The 15,735-nt window shown below is 39.9% G+C and carries 12 protein-coding genes, 1 tRNA gene and 4 pseudogenes; 12 read left to right on the top strand and 5 right to left on the bottom strand.

All coding sequences use genetic code 11. From position 1 onward, the window contains the following. The first annotated feature begins 171 nt into the window (after nt 1-171). The 3 genes from IM450_RS11440 to IM450_RS11430 all read left to right on the top strand — a co-directional run bounded on the left by IM450_RS11440 (nt 172) and on the right by IM450_RS11430 (nt 3,663). Nucleotides 172-2,001 carry a tetratricopeptide repeat protein gene (locus IM450_RS11440; protein ID WP_002801601.1) on the top strand — a complete coding sequence of 610 codons (1,830 nt, stop codon included), beginning with the start codon at nt 172-174 and terminating at the stop codon, nt 1,999-2,001. 225 nt (nt 2,002-2,226) lie between these two features. Then, a complete protein-coding gene (locus tag IM450_RS11435; RefSeq protein ID WP_287664994.1) occupies nt 2,227-3,324 on the top strand; it encodes a glycosyltransferase family 4 protein in 1,098 nt (365 codons plus the stop codon). Between the two features lie 252 nt (nt 3,325-3,576). Beyond that, nucleotides 3,577-3,663 (top strand) — tRNA-Ser (locus IM450_RS11430). A gap of 290 nt (nt 3,664-3,953) precedes the next feature. On the opposite strand, the gene mfd is transcribed toward IM450_RS11430, so the two are convergent. Beyond that, nucleotides 3,954-7,436: a transcription-repair coupling factor gene (gene mfd, locus IM450_RS11425; protein ID WP_287664992.1), complete on the bottom strand. Its 3,483-nt coding sequence runs from the start codon at nt 7,434-7,436 to the stop codon at nt 3,954-3,956. 633 nt (nt 7,437-8,069) lie between these two features. Here mfd and IM450_RS11420 point away from each other — a divergent pair. The 7 genes and pseudogenes from IM450_RS11420 to IM450_RS11395 all read left to right on the top strand — a co-directional run bounded on the left by IM450_RS11420 (nt 8,070) and on the right by IM450_RS11395 (nt 13,296). Further along, a complete protein-coding gene (locus tag IM450_RS11420) occupies nt 8,070-9,005 on the top strand; it encodes a metal ABC transporter solute-binding protein, Zn/Mn family (protein WP_287664989.1) in 936 nt (311 codons plus the stop codon). Between the two features lie 10 nt (nt 9,006-9,015). Beyond that, on the top strand, nt 9,016-9,711 hold the full coding sequence (locus IM450_RS11415; protein WP_004163551.1) for a metal ABC transporter ATP-binding protein: 696 nt from the start codon (nt 9,016-9,018) through the stop codon (nt 9,709-9,711). A gap of 143 nt (nt 9,712-9,854) precedes the next feature. Next, nucleotides 9,855-9,953: pseudogene (locus tag IM450_RS11410) on the top strand (DUF29 family protein); the annotation flags it as partial. 180 nt (nt 9,954-10,133) lie between these two features. After that, a complete protein-coding gene (locus IM450_RS11405; RefSeq protein ID WP_002792623.1) occupies nt 10,134-10,391 on the top strand; it encodes a DUF4160 domain-containing protein in 258 nt (85 codons plus the stop codon). Next, complete coding sequence (locus tag IM450_RS11400) at nt 10,345-10,683, top strand: DUF2442 domain-containing protein (RefSeq protein WP_287664986.1); 339 nt, start codon at nt 10,345-10,347, stop codon at nt 10,681-10,683. The genes IM450_RS11405 and IM450_RS11400 overlap by 47 nt, the downstream gene beginning before the upstream one ends. A 173-nt stretch (nt 10,684-10,856) precedes the next feature. Further along, nucleotides 10,857-10,979: pseudogene (locus IM450_RS22715) on the top strand (DUF1214 domain-containing protein); the annotation flags it as partial. A 289-nt stretch (nt 10,980-11,268) separates the two neighbouring features. Continuing rightward, entirely contained in the window at nt 11,269-13,296 is a 2,028-nt protein-coding gene (locus IM450_RS11395) for an NACHT domain-containing protein (protein WP_287664983.1), read from the top strand. A gap of 73 nt (nt 13,297-13,369) precedes the next feature. Here IM450_RS11395 and IM450_RS11390 read toward each other — a convergent pair whose 3' ends face one another. Together IM450_RS11390 and IM450_RS11385 are read right to left on the bottom strand one after the other, a co-directional pair. Then, entirely contained in the window at nt 13,370-13,786 is a 417-nt protein-coding gene (locus IM450_RS11390; protein WP_002792614.1) for a type II toxin-antitoxin system VapC family toxin, read from the bottom strand. Next, nucleotides 13,776-14,009, bottom strand: coding sequence for a hypothetical protein (locus IM450_RS11385; RefSeq protein WP_004163555.1), 234 nt, complete (start codon nt 14,007-14,009; stop codon nt 13,776-13,778). Before IM450_RS11385 ends, IM450_RS11390 begins: the two co-directional genes overlap by 11 nt. Before the next feature lie 221 nt (nt 14,010-14,230). Between IM450_RS11385 and IM450_RS11380 the strand changes: the two genes are divergently transcribed. Both IM450_RS11380 and IM450_RS11375 read left to right on the top strand, forming a co-directional pair. Continuing rightward, entirely contained in the window at nt 14,231-14,431 is a 201-nt protein-coding gene (locus IM450_RS11380) for a type II toxin-antitoxin system HicB family antitoxin (RefSeq protein ID WP_002735173.1), read from the top strand. Next, nucleotides 14,428-14,637, top strand: a pseudogene (locus IM450_RS11375) (type II toxin-antitoxin system HicA family toxin). Before IM450_RS11380 ends, IM450_RS11375 begins: the two are co-directional and overlap by 4 nt. 62 nt (nt 14,638-14,699) lie before the next feature. Here IM450_RS11375 and IM450_RS11370 read toward each other — a convergent pair. Together IM450_RS11370 and IM450_RS11365 are read right to left on the bottom strand one after the other, a co-directional pair. Beyond that, nucleotides 14,700-14,999, bottom strand: coding sequence for a hemolysin XhlA family protein (locus IM450_RS11370; RefSeq protein WP_002755782.1), 300 nt, complete (start codon nt 14,997-14,999; stop codon nt 14,700-14,702). Nucleotides 15,000-15,458: 459 nt separating this feature from the next. Continuing rightward, a pseudogene (locus IM450_RS11365) lies at nt 15,459-15,735 on the bottom strand (transposase family protein); the annotation flags it as partial.

Raw genomic sequence — 15,735 nt, 5'->3', positions numbered from 1 at the left:
TTATTTATTCTCCCCACCCCCATCACCCCATCACCCCAGTTCATAATTCAACCGAGTCAGGAGTCAGTAGCCGGTCGTCAGGAGATTATTTTTATTTATTCTCCCCACCCCCATCACCCCATCACCCCAGTTCATAATTCATAATTCATAATTCATAATTCCCAACCACTTATGACAGAAAATAGAGATAACTTCAACGAAACTTATAAAGCACTAATTGAGCGCATTGTCAATCTAACTTTAGAAGGAAAAATTAGGGCTAAATCACAGGTTTATAACCTTTTAGCCGAGGGAGTAAAAAATGGCACAGGAGAAATTTTTGAGCGTTGTTTAACCGAAAAAATGATCGTTACTCGCTCACAGTTAGAAACAAAAATTAAAGCGACTAGGGTTTTACGGGCCTTGGAAACGATCGAAAGTGAATGGGAAAAATACCAAAAAACCAATCAGCAAAATTCTCTCACTGCAGCAGCGATCGATAATCTGGTAAAAATCGATCGAGAGGATCGTTTACTGACTTTAGTTAATTTAATTGATCCCAATCAAAATAATGCTTTAACCCTAGAACAATTACAACAGTTAGCCAAGCATTTACAGACAGTTGCTCAGCAACGGGGAGAAGCGGATTTATGGCAAATTGCCACGGGGATTAATCTGGGGTTAAATACTTGGTCAAATTTATCGAATGATCTCACCAGTTGGCTGTACGAACAAAATCGCAATCTTGGTTTTACTAATGATAATGAGCGAGTGACTCCCTGGCAAATTTGGGCAAGTAAAGTTAATCCCTCCTGGTTAAAACGAGTATTAGAAAGTTTAGCTAATCAACAAGCTTTTGATTCTATCACTCAGGATTTAACTTTAGCCGATTGGGTAGAAACTGCTATTGTTTTTCAATATATCCAGAGAGGACTAATTAACTTTTTTGATCAGCGTATCTATAGCGAAAAATTAGGAGCCAAATTATCCATTTCTACCTTTCTCACCTTTGCTTTAATTTGGTCACTGTTAACCAATAGTTTCGAGCAAGTTAGTAAAAATTCTCTCTATAGTCGGGGCTGTTTTCAGATGGCTTTACAAATTCTGAGAACCTTTGCTCAACGGGATTATTTTCCTTTATACGGGGGAATTTTTGCCTCCTTTTCTGGCAGTTATCTCAAGGAGGCCTTAGATTATTTATCAATTCCTCTGCGTTATGTGGAAGGTACGGGAGAAAAGGCGAGAATTTTAACTTTAATTGCCTATTCTAATCGCATTCGCGGCGACTATCCACAGGCCAGAGAATGTCATCAACAAGCTTTAGAAATTGCTCGTCAACAGCAGGACTCTGCTTGTGAAATAGCTAATTTAAACCATTTATCGCGTCTCAATGCTATCCAAAAAAACTATACAGAAGCGATTAATTTAAGTCAGAGAGCTTTAATTTTAAGTCGTCAACAGGGTAATAGTTTAGGACAGGCTAACGCTTTAGCTAATTTGGGTTATAGTCAGGTACAGGAAGCACAACAGTTAGAGAGATATGATCCAGAAATTTATCAAAGTTCGATCGAGTATTTAAAACAGGGATTAAAGTTAGCAGAAAGTCTCCAAGATTGGCAGAGTAAATCCCTTTGTTGTAGCAGTTTAGGTTTAGCATATCTTGTCCTCGAAAGAACCCAAGATGCGATTAATATTCTCCTACAAGGATTGGAATCGGCCAAATACTACGGGGATGTATATCTGCAAGGTTTATTACTAACTTATTTAGGGGAAGCTTACTATCAAGACAAAAATTTTGAACAGGCAATTTATATGGGTTCTCTAGGAATGTACTGGCTACACGAAATCGGTGCAGTAGAATGGCGACAAGCTGCTAGTCTATTAACGGTTATTCGTGGCAAAAATATCGCAGCTTTTGAGCAGACTTTCAGTCTGGAACGTTCCTCCCTGATTAAATCTATTGGACTGGAAGGCTACCAATATATCTCAGAAATTCTCAGCAAATATCAACAGGGTAATTAGGGTTTGCTGAATAAATCTAAAAACCTTATTGGGTAAGACTTTTAGACTTTTTTTACCTCAAAAAGTGCCAACCATTGGAGTGATCGGGGGTACAATTCTGGGACTTTTTCCCTGAAAATTAGGTAATTGACCAGATGAAAATCGCTAAAACCCCACACCCCACACCCCACACCCCACACCCCACACCCTGTCCCCACGAAAAACTTTTTCAGCAGACCCTAATTAGTGAATACACAGCATAAGTTATTAATTAATCTCTCGGTACTTTTTCCCCAACCCACGGGAATCAGTACCTACATTCTTAACCTCTTACCCTACCTGAAAAATTTAGAACCAACCCTACTAACAGCTAATAGTTATCCCGACTTTAACTGTTATTCTATCCCCAAGGGTCTCGGCCCCGATCGAGGAGCGAAAGGTCATTTAAAACGCTTACTCTGGACTCAGTGGCAGTTACCGTCAATTTACCGACAATTAAACGCCAATTTACTCTTTTCTCCCCTCCCAGAAGCACCGATAAATTCTCATTGTCGCTTTGTCGTCATGGTCCACGATTTAATTCCCCTGCGGTTTCCCAGTTTTACTTCCCCCTTAACTCACTATTTCCGTTATTATGTGCCGCAGGTATTACAACAGGCAAAACATATCATCTGTAACTCTCAGGCAACGGCCAAAGATATCACTGAATATTATCAAATTCCCGCCGATAAAATTACTTCTATTCCCCTAGCCTATGATCATCATCACTTTCGTCCTATGGAAGATAATAAGCCAGAGCATCCCTATTTTCTCTATCTCGGTCGTCCCAATCCCTATAAAAATTTACCGCGTTTAATCGCCGCTTTTGCCCAACTGCCCCCAGATTTAACAGATTATCATCTTTGGATTGCCGGCAGCTTTGATCGCCGTTATACCCCCAATTTACAACAACAAGCGCGAGAATTGGCAGTCAGCGATCGCATTAAATTTCTCGATTATATCCCCTACGATGAGCTGCCCAAGGTGATCAGTCAAGCCACTGCTTTAGTCTTCCCCAGTCTCTGGGAAGGCTTCGGATTGCCCGTTTTAGAGGCTATGGCCTGCGGTACACCCATTATTACCTCAAATTTGTCATCTTTGCCCGAAGTCACGGCAACAGCGGCAATTTTAATCGATCCCTATCGAGTCGAGTCCCTAGCCGATGCCCTAAAAATTATCGCTCAAGATCGACAATTACACTCAAAATTAAGTCATCTAGGCAAAAAACGGGCCGATGAGTTTAGTTGGCAAAAAACTGGTCTAGCTACGGCAGCAATCTTAAATCAATATCTAGGATGTGCTTAGGGACTTGCGTGGGAATAATATCCCAATCGATCGGAGGGCGCAAGCTTTGCGCCCCTACAGTAACGGATTTTGTCCACAATGTAGGGGCGAACTGCGTTCGCCCAAAAGGTACATTATCAAAGCGCAGGTCCATTAACTGACAGGGTTTCCCGTCCAGATGAAGTATAACCTGATCGGTCATCGTCGGAAAAAGAAAAATAATTTGACAGATCGGCAGCATTTACTGTAGGATTGATGATCGTGACCTCAATTGGAGAGATGGCCGAGCGGTTGAAGGCGCAGCACTGGAAATGCTGTTTAGGGGTAACTTTAACGAGGGTTCGAATCCCTCTCTCTCCGTACCCAAAGCACCTTATGAGTAGGTAGGCGTTAAAAATTATCAGATATCCCCGTTATCAAGGGTAGGGTTGATTCATGAATCAACCCTACCTTATCAAGGGGGGATTAAAGGCAAAATCCATTTTTAACTTAATTATAACCAGCTACTTAGGTAGTCTTGCAAAAGTAATTTCCCGGTTGAGACAGGAGATTACTTTTAGTGATTATCTTCTCCCCTGCTCCCCACTTCATAATTGATAATTGATAATTCATAATTCCCAGTCTCCTATACTTTTTAAACAGGATTTAGTCTAATTCCTCGTCGGTAAACCATCTTTACACTTAGCTAACCACTCCAATAAACTATCTAACTGCTGTGGTGGTTTTACCGTTCCTAAACCCCTAACCGTCACCTGTTTGGGACTATAAACAAAGCGTGATTGTATATGTTGGGGTAGGTGTTCTTGTAATAATTTCCACGCTGGTTCCTCCATAGGAGTTTCTAGGATAATATGCTGTTTTCCGTCGGGTTTAATTCGCGAAAAACCGAGGGATTTAGCCAGATGTTTTAACTCGATTACCTTAAATAATTGTGCCACCGGTGCAGGAATTGCCCCGTATCTATCCACTAAATCCGCGGCAATTTGTCCTAAAGCTTTCTGAGAATTGGCAGTAGCGATCGCCCGATAGACATCCATTTTCTGCTCCAGATCGGATATATAATCGTTAGGAATAAATGCAGTTAATTTCAGATCGATTTGGGTATCCTCCACTTGGGGAATTTCTTGACCTTGAATTTCTCGCAAAGCTTCCTGTAACATTTCCATATATAGATCAAAACCAATCGCTTCCATTTGTCCCGATTGTTCCGCACCTAATAAGTTACCCGCACCGCGAATTTCCAGATCCCTAGTCGCTAATTGATACCCCGATCCTAACTGGGTAAATTCTTGAATTGCCTTTAATCTTTCCCGAGCGGTTTCTGTTAGTTCTGCCTTGGCCGGATAAAGTAACCAAGCGTGCGCTTGTACTCCCGATCGCCCCACCCGTCCCCGCAGTTGATAGAGTTGCGCTAAACCGAATTTTTGGGCATCTTCAATGATAATTGTGTTAACTCTGGGAATATCTAACCCCGACTCCACAATAGTCGTACAGACTAAGATATCCGCTTCCCCATTATTAAATGCTAACATGGTGGTCTCTAATTCGGACTCATCCATACGACCGTGGCCGATGGCAATTCTAGCACCAGGAATCATCCCTTGAATTGCTGCCGCTTTTTCTTCAATTCCCTCGATTCTGGGTACTACATAAAAAATCTGTCCCCCCCGATCCAATTCATTGCGAATTGCCGTTCTAATCACATCAGAATTATAACTAGAAAGGTGGGTTTGAATGGGACGACGAGAGGGGGGAGGTGTGGTAATTAAACTCATTTCTCGCACCCCAGAAAGGGACATATAAAGAGTCCGGGGAATCGGTGTCGCACTCAAGGTTAACACATCAATATTACTTTTAAAAGCCTTAATTTTTTCCTTTTGGTTGACCCCAAAACGCTGTTCTTCATCAATTACCAATAATCCTAAATCTTTAAATTCCACCGCTTTACTCAATAACAACTGAGTACCCACTACTATATCCAATTCCCCCGTTTTCAAGCGCTGGACGATATCTTTTTTCTCGGAATTGGTGCGAAAACGATTTAATAAACCCACGTTGATGGGATAGGGGGCAAAACGTTCTTTTAGGGTGTGATAATGTTGTTGGGTTAAAATCGTTGTTGGTGCTAATAAAGCCACCTGTTTATGACCCGTGGTGACAGCTTTAAAAATAGCACGAATGGCCACTTCTGTCTTACCAAAACCCACATCCCCACAGACTAAGCGATCCATCGGGCGATCGCTTTCTAAATCCCGTTTCACATCCTGTATCGCTTTCAGTTGATCAGCAGTGGGTTGGTAGGGAAAGGAATCCTCTAACTCCCGCTGCCAGGGATTATCCATCGGATAGGCAAAACCCGATTTTTGGGACCGTTGGGCGTAAATATTGATTAAATCAACCGCTAACTTCTTAACTGACTTCCTGACGCGAGCTTTCGTCGCTTCCCACGCTTTGCCAGAGATTTTATGTAATTCTGGCTCTTGATTACCTGTATGACGATAACGGGAGAGATTATCAACAGAATCGGCAGGAACCCGCAATAATCCATCGGCATATTTAATAACTAGATAATCTCGACCTTGCACTATTCCGCTAATTGTGCTTTCTTGCTTTTCTAGTTTGATAAACTGTCCGATGCCATGGTGTTTATGTACTACAAAGTCGAGGGGACGGAGTTTGTTCACGTCCACCTGTACCGAGGCTGCTTGCCGACGTTTGCGGACGTAACCGGCAGTATTTAAAAGATGTTGCCCGAAGAACTCTCGATCAGTAACGACGACTATGCGATAGGTGGGTAGGATAAAACCTTCTAATTCAGCTAATCCTGAGTATTTTAGGGCTGTAGCGGTGTTTTGAATGATTAAGCGCTCGATCGCCCCAAAATCGAGGGGATTGGGGATAAATTGGGCCGGACAGTCGTGTTCCTGTAATAACGAGACTGTGCGGGAGGGTTGGGCAGATATTAACCATGTAGCGTACTTATTTAGTTTAATACCGCTATAAATCTCTCTTTTTCCCCGTAAAATTTCCGCTAGTTTGGCGAATTGCCCCGGACTGGTGGGAATCGGACGACTGGAGAGATTAAGGCTATTTTCGGAGAGGTGATCGTCTATTTCCGAGAGGTAGAGATGGGGAAATTTGGGCGATATTTGCAGAGATTCGCCAAAAGAACGGTGAATTTTCGGTAAAGCTGGTTCTATCTCTTGCCAGCGTTCCCCAATATATTCTATCCAGCGATCGCTTCTAGCTTGACAGCTTTCCAGTTCATCAAAGGCAATAAGAGTATTTTCGGGGAGATAATCCAATAAAGAGGCAGGTTGAGGGAAGGACAAGCCTAAAAATCGCTCAATTCCCTCTGGATAAATGCCATTAGCCAATTTTTCTCGCTCTTCAGCCTCCAAATAATCGGCCACTGTCGGGGGGAGAGAAGGGACAATCATCGCCGCGAAGCTAGTGGGAGTAAGAAGCAGATTGGGGATAGAATCGAGGGATCTTTGGGTGGCAGGGTCAAATTCTCGCAATTTTTCCAATTCATCGCCGAAAAATTCTAACCTGACCGGTAATTCTGCCGAAACTGGGAAAATATCAACGATATCGCCGCGACGACTCCATTGCCCTTCGGTTTCTACCAGTGAAACCCGTTCATATCCTAATCTAGCTAGGGTTAGATCGAGGTTTTTGGCTTCTATAACCCTTCCTACCTCAAAATTATCGCTATATTTCTCGAAAACCTCTCTAGGGGGTAAATGGGGCTGCAGGGCCTTTTCGGTGGTAACGATCGCCATTCCAGCCTCTTGATGACTGATTGTCGATAATACCTGCATCTGTCCCCAAATCATCTCGGATTCCCGATTAAATCTCTCGTAGGGGCAAGCTTCCGAGGTGGGATAAAAGAAAACACCTTTCCACGTCATCGCTTCTAATTGTGCCGCCCAACGTGCCGCTTCTTCCAGATTGGCACAGATAATTAAAAGATTTTTTCCTTGACAACGGGCGAAAGCTGTGCTTATTAATCCTTTCGGTAAGCGGGCAAGGCCAGTTAGGGTTAAATTGCCGTTTTTCTCCAGTTTTTGGATAAGTTCGGCAGTTAAAGGCGATTTTTCAATGTTGCGAATAACGGAGGCAAAAGTCATTTTTTCGTGTTCGGCACTCGGTTTTTAGTTAGGGTTTGCGGCAAAAAGTTTTTCGTGGGGACAGGGTGTGGGGTGTGGGGTGTGGGGTGTGGGGTGTGGGGTGTAGGGTGTGGGGTGTGGGGTGTGGGGTGTGGGGTGTGGGGTTTTACCGATTTTGAGGGGGTCAATTACCTAATTTTCCCCCCGATCACTCCCATGTCCGGTACTTTTTGATTGACAAAAAGTCTGAAAGTTTTACCCAACAAGGTTTTTAGATTTATTCAGCAAGCTCTAGTTAAGCTCTACTGAATTTTTTATACTGCCTCTTGGGAGTTTTAGTACAAATGCTCAGGCTTCCTCTCCCTGCTCCGGTGCAGTCTTAGCAAGTATCAGTTATCAGTTCACCCACTACTTTTTGGGGTTAATTTTTTTGGGCTTTATTTGACTTGACCAGAGGGGGGTCGCAGGCGCACGGATTTTCCATTATCTATATAATATCATGTCAAGCCCTAGTTAGCAAGAGAAATTTTTTAATTGGGAGCAAAAGATCGAAGGACGAAAAGCCAGTACATTTGTACCGAAATATTTTCAGAATGATAACGATTCTCACCAACTGTGATAAGATCAGAATCATAATCAGACTCAGTTAATCCGATGGGTAAAAATTTACAGTTAACAGCGATCGCTTTAACCCTGACTATAGCCAGCTTAACAGCTTGTAGCGATTCCTCGGTCAAGGAAGAGGAAGCAAAGACACCCTTACAGGTGACAGTCAGTATCGTACCGCAGGAATATTTCGTCAAACGCATCGGCGGTGATAGAGTCAGTGTTAATGCCATGATTCAACCCGGGACAGATCCCCACACCTATGAACCAAAACCCGAACAATTAAAAACCACAGCCCAATCGCAAGCCTACTTTAAAATCGGTGTATCCTTAGAAGATGCCTGGAAAGATCGCTTAAACAGTGTTAACCAGCAGATGTTAATCGTCGATACCAGTCAAGGGGTAGATAAAATCCCTTTGACAGCAGAACATAATCACGATCATGATCATGATCACGATCACGCTAAGGAAAAAAAACATCAAGCTGGAAAAAACACCCTAGATCCCCATATTTGGTTATCACCAAAACGAGTCAAAGCACAGGCAAAGACTATTTATCAAACCCTAGCACAACTCGATCCCGGTCAGGAAGCTATCTATCGGGCTAACTTTGAAAAATTCAGTCAGGAATTAGACGCATTAGATCAAGAAATTCGGCAAAACTTGGCAGGGGTCAAAAACAAAAAATTTATGGTCTTTCATCCCGAATGGGGCTATTTTGCCCAAGATTACGGTTTAGAGATGATCGCAATCGAAATCGACGGCAATGAACCCAGTGCTGCCCAGTTAAGTCAACTAATCAAACAGGCAAAAAAAGAGAATATTAAAGTTATTTTTACTCAACCAGAATTTAGTCAGAAAAGTGCCGAAACTATTGCTAGGGAAATTGGGGGACAGGTAATCCCTATCAGTGCCTTTGCTGAAAATTGGAGTGAAAACCTGCGACAAGTTTCCCAAAAAATGGCCACAGTTTTAAATCAGTAATTGCTTGTATATGTCAACGATCATTACCATTAATAATCTCTGGGCCGGCTACGAACAGGAACCTATCCTCGAAGATATTAATTTAACCATTGAAGAATTGGATTTTCTGGGAATTATCGGCCCGAATGGAGGAGGAAAAACTACCCTCCTTAAGGTTTTACTGGGATTAATTAAACCTTGGCGGGGAGAAGTCAGTATTTTGGGGCAAAATGTCGAAAAAGGTCGGGAATTAGTCGGTTATGTGCCGCAGTTTGTCGAATGCGATCGCTCATTCCCCATCACTGTGGGTGAGGTGGTGAAAATGGGGAGATTGAGCAGCAAAAAACTCTGGCAAGGCTATAGTAAAAAAGATGAGTTAAGGGTAGATAAAGCTTTAGATAGTGTGGGAATGTTAGCGTTGAAAAAAAGGTCGATTGCCGAACTTTCGGGAGGACAGCGCCAACGGGTTTATATCGCTCGCGCTTTAGCGGTAGAACCCCGTCTCTTGATTTTAGATGAACCCACTGCCAGTGTCGATCCCCAAATGCGTGCTAGTATTTTTTCCCTGTTGCAAGAATTGAATGAGTGGATGACTATTTTAATTATTTCCCATGATCTGGGAACCCTATCTACCTATGTTAAATCGATCGGTTGTCTCAATCGTCGTCTCTATTATCACGGCCAAAAATCTCTCACTACCGCTATGTTAGAACAAGTGTATTGTTAAAAGTTTTCTCCCTTTCTACTGTCAAAACCCTTGACAAATCCCCGCACTTGACAGATACTTATATATATAATGGGAATCCGTGCCTGCCTGCAAACCCTCTTTTTTCAGGTTAGATAAGCGTCAAAAAAATAAAAACCTAATACCTGACCAGCGCTAAAGACTTATACGAACAAGACTATCTTGCTTGGTTAGAAGAAACGGCCAAACAACTGCGACAAAGACAGACAGATGTATTGGATTGGGGAACCAACAGAGACAAAAATTATTATTATTAGTTGTAAATTTCATTATGACTAGGCTCAATGTAATCGCTGTTATTTTGTTGATTAAACTTTAAAATTGTCATTGCTGGAACGCCAAGGGTGATCGCTTACAATAGGGGGAAAACTTTTAGAAAGCAACCTTTATTACTATTCTTACTCATGCCCACTCTATCAAGCTTCTATGGAATAAAAATCACCATGAACTATAACGATCACAATCCGCCTCATATCCATGCCGAGTATCAAGATTATGAAGCAGTTATAATGATTCACACAGGTGAAGTTTGTGGTCAAATGCCCAAAAGAGGACTAAATCTAATATGGGAGTGGCTTGATCTACACCAATCTGAACTATTGGAGAACTGGGAAAATGCGCGTCAAAGAAAACCTCTTAACAGAATCGATCCCCTTCCCTAAAAAGGAGCTATTTCTTCATGTTATCTGTGTGGAATATCTGGATAAGTATCAATTAAAGCTAACCTTTAATAATGGAATAGAAGGGATTGTAGATTTAGAACAAGAATTGTATGGAGAAATATTTGAACCCTTAAAAGATCAGAGTTTATTTCAAAAAGTATATGTAAATAGTCGGACAATAGAATGGCCAAACGGAGCAGACTTTGCCCCTGAATTTTTATTTGAAATTGCTCTCGACAAGCAACCAGTTAGTATGGTCGGTGATAGTGTAGGGTACGCTAATGAAATGTAACGTACCAAATTGTTTTCTTAACAATAATTATCTGATTTGCGATTATTTTGGACTTTAGTGCGATCAGGTTTTCTTCTCATGGTGTGATCGCTTTTTGATCAGGAGGGGCGATCGCTAATTGCCGTCTTGACTTAAAAAATAGTTACTTAACGCGCTTTTTTGCTTTTAATCATAAGGAAAATAATTGGGTGCAGACGATTCCTGAAACGGGTTGGAACACGATTCTTCGACTTTATGGCCTGCTTGAGCCTTGGTTTGATAAGACTTGGCGACCAGGGGAAATTGAGTTAAAGTAATCCTATTGAGAATCTGGCTGGATCGCCGATCTGTTGCTTGGGTTGAGGTGATAAAGTTCGGCGATCAAACTTTGTCAGAGAGAATGATTGCAGTAACTCGACAATTAGGTTATTATTTCCTATAGTTGGGTTGCATTTCTGAACCTTAAGCGACGAGAGTGGCGATCCCACTAAATCCTTTAGTCTGATGAGCATTGCAAACTTATAATGTCTATCAAGTTCCATAAAACCACAAGTATCTATTTTTATACACATATTTAACTTCTATTATAAATACATTCATTTTCCTATGAACATTGATGATTTTAAACACCTTTTTCCATTGCCAGAAAACTGGATCAATACTATCCTTCTATTGCTTTTCTTTGGATTTTTGCCATTCATTATTAAATCGATAACTCCATTAACTAAGTTATATTCAACCTTTAAAGAGTTTAAAGATCGCAAAATTCTTACGGAAAAATTAAGTCGAGGTGCATACGATAAAGAAACAATACAACAATCAACTAAATATTACATCAGTCCTAAGTGTTCAAATATAGATCCAGCCCAAGAGGAAGAAATACGACAAGCATTAATGGCGACAAGAGAAAGTTTATTTAAAAAAATAGATGATTTTTTAGATGATCATGATTCTTCTAAAAGACACTTACTCATACTAGCTGACTCTGGAACTGGCAAAACATCATTTGTTTTAAATTATTATGCTCATAATTTACGTCGAAGTCGAAACAAATCTCAAAATTTATTTTTAGTACCTCTCGGCTTGAAAGATGCTGATACACAAATTAGCGAATATGAAAATAAAAATGAGACTGTTATTTTTCTTGATGCCTTAGATGAAGATACGAAAGCGATTGAAGATCATCGTACACGCATCAGACATCTTATGGATGCTTGTCGAGATTACAAGCGAGTGATTATTACTTGCAGAACACAATTTTTTCCAAATGATGAAGAAATGCCTGTTGAAACAGGAATTGCTCGGGTAGGCCCTCGAAAAGCTGGAGAAAAAGGTGTTTATGAATTTTGGAAACTTTATCTTTCTCCTTTTGATGATAATGATATAGACCTTTATCTTCAAAAGCGTTTTCCCTTTTGGCTTTCTAGCAAACGGAAAAAAGCTAAAGAGTTAGCTTATCGGATTAAGTCACTAAGTGTAAGACCGATGCTTTTAGCTCATATTCCTGATGTTATTGAGTCAGGACACAAAATAACTCAATCTTACCAGCTATATCAACTAATGGTAGATGCTTGGTTAGAGCGAGAGTCTTCTTGGGTAAGCAAAAGTAAGTTAGGAGAATACTCAGAACGGCTTGCTGTAAATCTTTATGTTAATAGGGAAAAAAGAGGAATGGAGAGAATTCCTTCTCAGGATTTAGAGGGTTTAGCCAATGAGTGGAATAGCGATTTGACACGATGGGAACTTAGTGGAAGATCACTTTTGAATCGGGATGCACAGGGAAATTATAAATTTGCTCATCGCTCAATCATGGAGTACCTTTTTGTTAAAAGGCTACTTAAGGGAGATTTTGGTTGTAGTGGTGTTATTCTTACTGATCAAATGAAACGTTTTTTGATCGAAATAATTGCAACTGAAAGTGATAATCTTAGTATTGATGAAGCTTTAGAGTTTTTTTTAAAAATAGAAGTTTATATTGATTACGAAGATCGAATTATTTTAGAGAGAAATAAACAAAATGCTCTTGATCAAGCACCTAATGCTGATGACTTAGAAGAGTTGATTAATTCTCAAGACGACTTTGTCGTTAAATTAAATAAGTTTTACAACGACGCTATGATTTTAATTCATTTTTCTGGGATAAATCTACTTTTGTCTCGCGATATAGATAATGGGATAAAAGATGAACTTTTTTTGAAATTACTAAAAGATGAACTTTTTTTGAAATTACAAAGTTCAGATTTAGGTTTTAGTGATTCCTATATTAAGCAAGTTCTTGAGCTATTACTCCCTGATTTATCTAATTCAAGAGAATCTTTTATAAGGGCTAAGACTAGATTAAATGGATTACGAAAATACTACATTGAACAACTAATAGGGAAGACAATTGAAATTGGACTAGATAAAGAAATTGAAAATAGATTAGAAAGCAGAATTGGAATAGAAAAGAAATCTAGCTCACAAGCCAAAATACATCAAGATGTAAAACGTTTTGTAAAACTTTATGGTATTCATGGGCTAATAAGTTTTTCTTTAATTAATCAATCGTCATTCTGCAAGATCGAGCCTTTGTATCCTAATTTTAATAGTTTTGTTTTAAGATTAATTCCCGAAGTGCAATCACCGATCTTGTAATGCGATCGTTTCTTGAGTGAGGAGAGGCGATCGTTTTTTTTGGGATGAGAAGGGGCGATCGCCTGCCCTGAGATTAATCTCTCAACAAAGCTCGAAAACCAGCTTGCTGAAAATGAATATCCGTTGTTAATGCTTCCGTTATTCTACGCTCTTCCATTACAATAAAAGAAATACAGTCAACAATTCCCCAATTTTTATCGTTTCTTTGACAATATAGTTGAAAAGCTTTTTGATAAAGAATTTCCGATAAGGGAATAACTGTCACTGTTCTGTCCTTTTCTAATGAGGACAATAATTTAATTGACTTAGAGCGATATTTTTGTTTAGATAAAGCATTGCCAATCTCTAAAATAATGGCTCTGGTTGTAACTAAAGGTGTTTTTGAAGTTTTTAATTGTTGGGCAATGGCAAGTGCTTTATGATGATAATCGTCCGTAGATGAAGATAAAGCGATCGCATAACTTGTATCGAGAAATTTCTCAGGGTTCATGCTCTTTTTCTTCACCATATAAATATTTATCTAGATTTTCTGACCAATCAGAGGGGCCGTCTAGTTGTAATGATTCTGCTGTCTCTAAAAAAGAAGTGAGTTCATTATTTTCATCCGATAAGTTATCAACAATAATGCGGACACGAGTATTAGCCTTCAATCTAACGGGTTGCTCTGGATGAAAGACTTTTCCGTCAAATAATGCGTCAATAGAATTAAGCATGATCTGTTGGTGAAATGATTTTTACTTGAAATACCCATATTATAAATGTAACACACCAAATTGATTGTTATTCGCTGTCATCTTGTTGGTTAAACTTTAAAACTGCCATTGCTTGGGATAGGAACGCAAAGGGCGATCGCTTTTTGATGAGGAGGAGGGGCGATCACATATCGTATTTTTCTATTATCATAGTAAAATCAGGCAAATATTTTGAAAATAACATGAAAATTAAAGCTCTAATCTGGCAAGAAGATGGTATTTGGTGCGGTTCCGTACCGGCATTGCCAGGCTGTCATACCTGGGGAGAAAGCTACGAACAATTATTAGAAATGTTGCAAGATGCGGTTCAAGGATGGCTTGAAGTTGCAAGTCAAGAAACAGAAATTGAAGCAGAAAAAGAGCTAGTCGAATTATCATTATGAAATCTATTTCTGGCCAAGCCCTTTGTAAAATTATTGAACGTTATGGTTAGCAGTTAAAACGCATTAGTAGTAGTCATCATATTTATACAAAACAGGGAATGAAAGTTATTTTATCCGTTCCTGTTCATGGCAATAAAGATTTACCAATTGGTACTCTTAAGAGTATTTTGAAAGATGCTGATCTGACCGAAGATGACTTGAGATAACGGTGATCGCTGTTTTCTTGTTGATTAAATCTTAAAAACGCGATCAGGTTTTCTTTTGAAATCTAGGGTAAAGCTGTTAAAACAAAACGGATAGACGTTGCCACTACCGCCGTAAACAAAATCCCAATCAAAGCCCAAACCTGATTGCCCTGATTGCTTTCTACCTTTTCTATCTGTAATTCCATTTTATCGAATCGCTTATCCATTGAATCCAATCGTTTCTCTACATTATCAACTTTGGTTTCTACAGTAGCCAATCGAATCTGTACTTGATTCACATCTTTAGAAATTGTATCTAGCTTCTGATTCATTTCTGCTAGAACTTCGCGCAAATCTGTTTCGATGATAGTCGGTGTTGGCATAACTCATCTTGTTAATCAGGCTGACACACTCATTTTAATCTATTTTTTTGCTGAGGGAACGGCCTCTTCTCAAAATATAGCAATTCTCATTTTAAGGTTTCATGACATTAAAACCCTTGCACCTAGAGGGGTTAATAATTCTTAACGAATCTCTAGATCGCTGAAACAACGCAAAATCGTTTCAAAATGAGAATAGCTGGTACGAATTGCGGTGCAGACAATACCTTACTCAAAAAACCCTGCGCTACTATTAGAACTAGAGGCGATCATTTGAAGGGCAACTGAGCCACCGTATAATGTTCAAATTCATACTGGAGTCCTAACCCATGCAAGTGAAACTTTCGGAGCAAATCTCGTCTGCGGATGCGGAAAATATTTTAAAGTGCTTACCAGACTGGATTCAGGATGCCCTGATTGCTCGCGCTACTGAAATTGATTATCCCGTTGAAGCAATCCTTTTTTCGATTTCTTTTTCGGTGTATAACTATTACTATGGTATGCAGCTATTCCCTGATAACCACTGTCTTCTATGCTGGTAGTTAAAGGATGAAAACGAACTCGACTTTTTTTAAATAAACTAAAATCATGACCTCTACCTTTCCCACAAAAGACACAGATAATTTCCTCGGTATTTTGATCAGCTACTAATTGGGATTTTAAAGTATGATAACCTCTTTTACCCGAAAAAAAATCTTTCTGTTTCTTTTGGGGGCGTTCAATGGGAGTTTCCGTTACA

The organism is Microcystis sp. M083S1, assembly GCF_020246405.1.
GTDB lineage: Bacteria > Cyanobacteriota > Cyanobacteriia > Cyanobacteriales > Microcystaceae > Microcystis > Microcystis aeruginosa_C.
Note: the sequence above shows the minus strand (reverse complement) of the source record. Positions and strands in the feature narration are given on the sequence as shown.

Bases quoted from the DNA above. Each gene is read 5' to 3' on its own strand.
- IM450_RS11440 (WP_002801601.1), top strand. From the start codon at position 172: ATGACAGAAAATAGAGATAACTTCAACGAAACTTATAAAGCACTAATT.
- mfd (WP_287664992.1), bottom strand. From the start codon at position 7,436: ATGACTTTTGCCTCCGTTATTCGCAACATTGAAAAATCGCCTTTAACT.
- IM450_RS11420 (WP_287664989.1), top strand. From the start codon at position 8,070: ATGGGTAAAAATTTACAGTTAACAGCGATCGCTTTAACCCTGACTATA.
- IM450_RS11415 (WP_004163551.1), top strand. From the start codon at position 9,016: ATGTCAACGATCATTACCATTAATAATCTCTGGGCCGGCTACGAACAG.
- IM450_RS11405 (WP_002792623.1), top strand. From the start codon at position 10,134: ATGCCCACTCTATCAAGCTTCTATGGAATAAAAATCACCATGAACTAT.
- IM450_RS11400 (WP_287664986.1), top strand. From the start codon at position 10,345: ATGCGCGTCAAAGAAAACCTCTTAACAGAATCGATCCCCTTCCCTAAA.
- IM450_RS11395 (WP_287664983.1), top strand. From the start codon at position 11,269: ATGAACATTGATGATTTTAAACACCTTTTTCCATTGCCAGAAAACTGG.
- IM450_RS11390 (WP_002792614.1), bottom strand. From the start codon at position 13,786: ATGAACCCTGAGAAATTTCTCGATACAAGTTATGCGATCGCTTTATCT.
- IM450_RS11385 (WP_004163555.1), bottom strand. From the start codon at position 14,009: ATGCTTAATTCTATTGACGCATTATTTGACGGAAAAGTCTTTCATCCA.
- IM450_RS11380 (WP_002735173.1), top strand. From the start codon at position 14,231: ATGAAAATTAAAGCTCTAATCTGGCAAGAAGATGGTATTTGGTGCGGT.
- IM450_RS11370 (WP_002755782.1), bottom strand. From the start codon at position 14,999: ATGCCAACACCGACTATCATCGAAACAGATTTGCGCGAAGTTCTAGCA.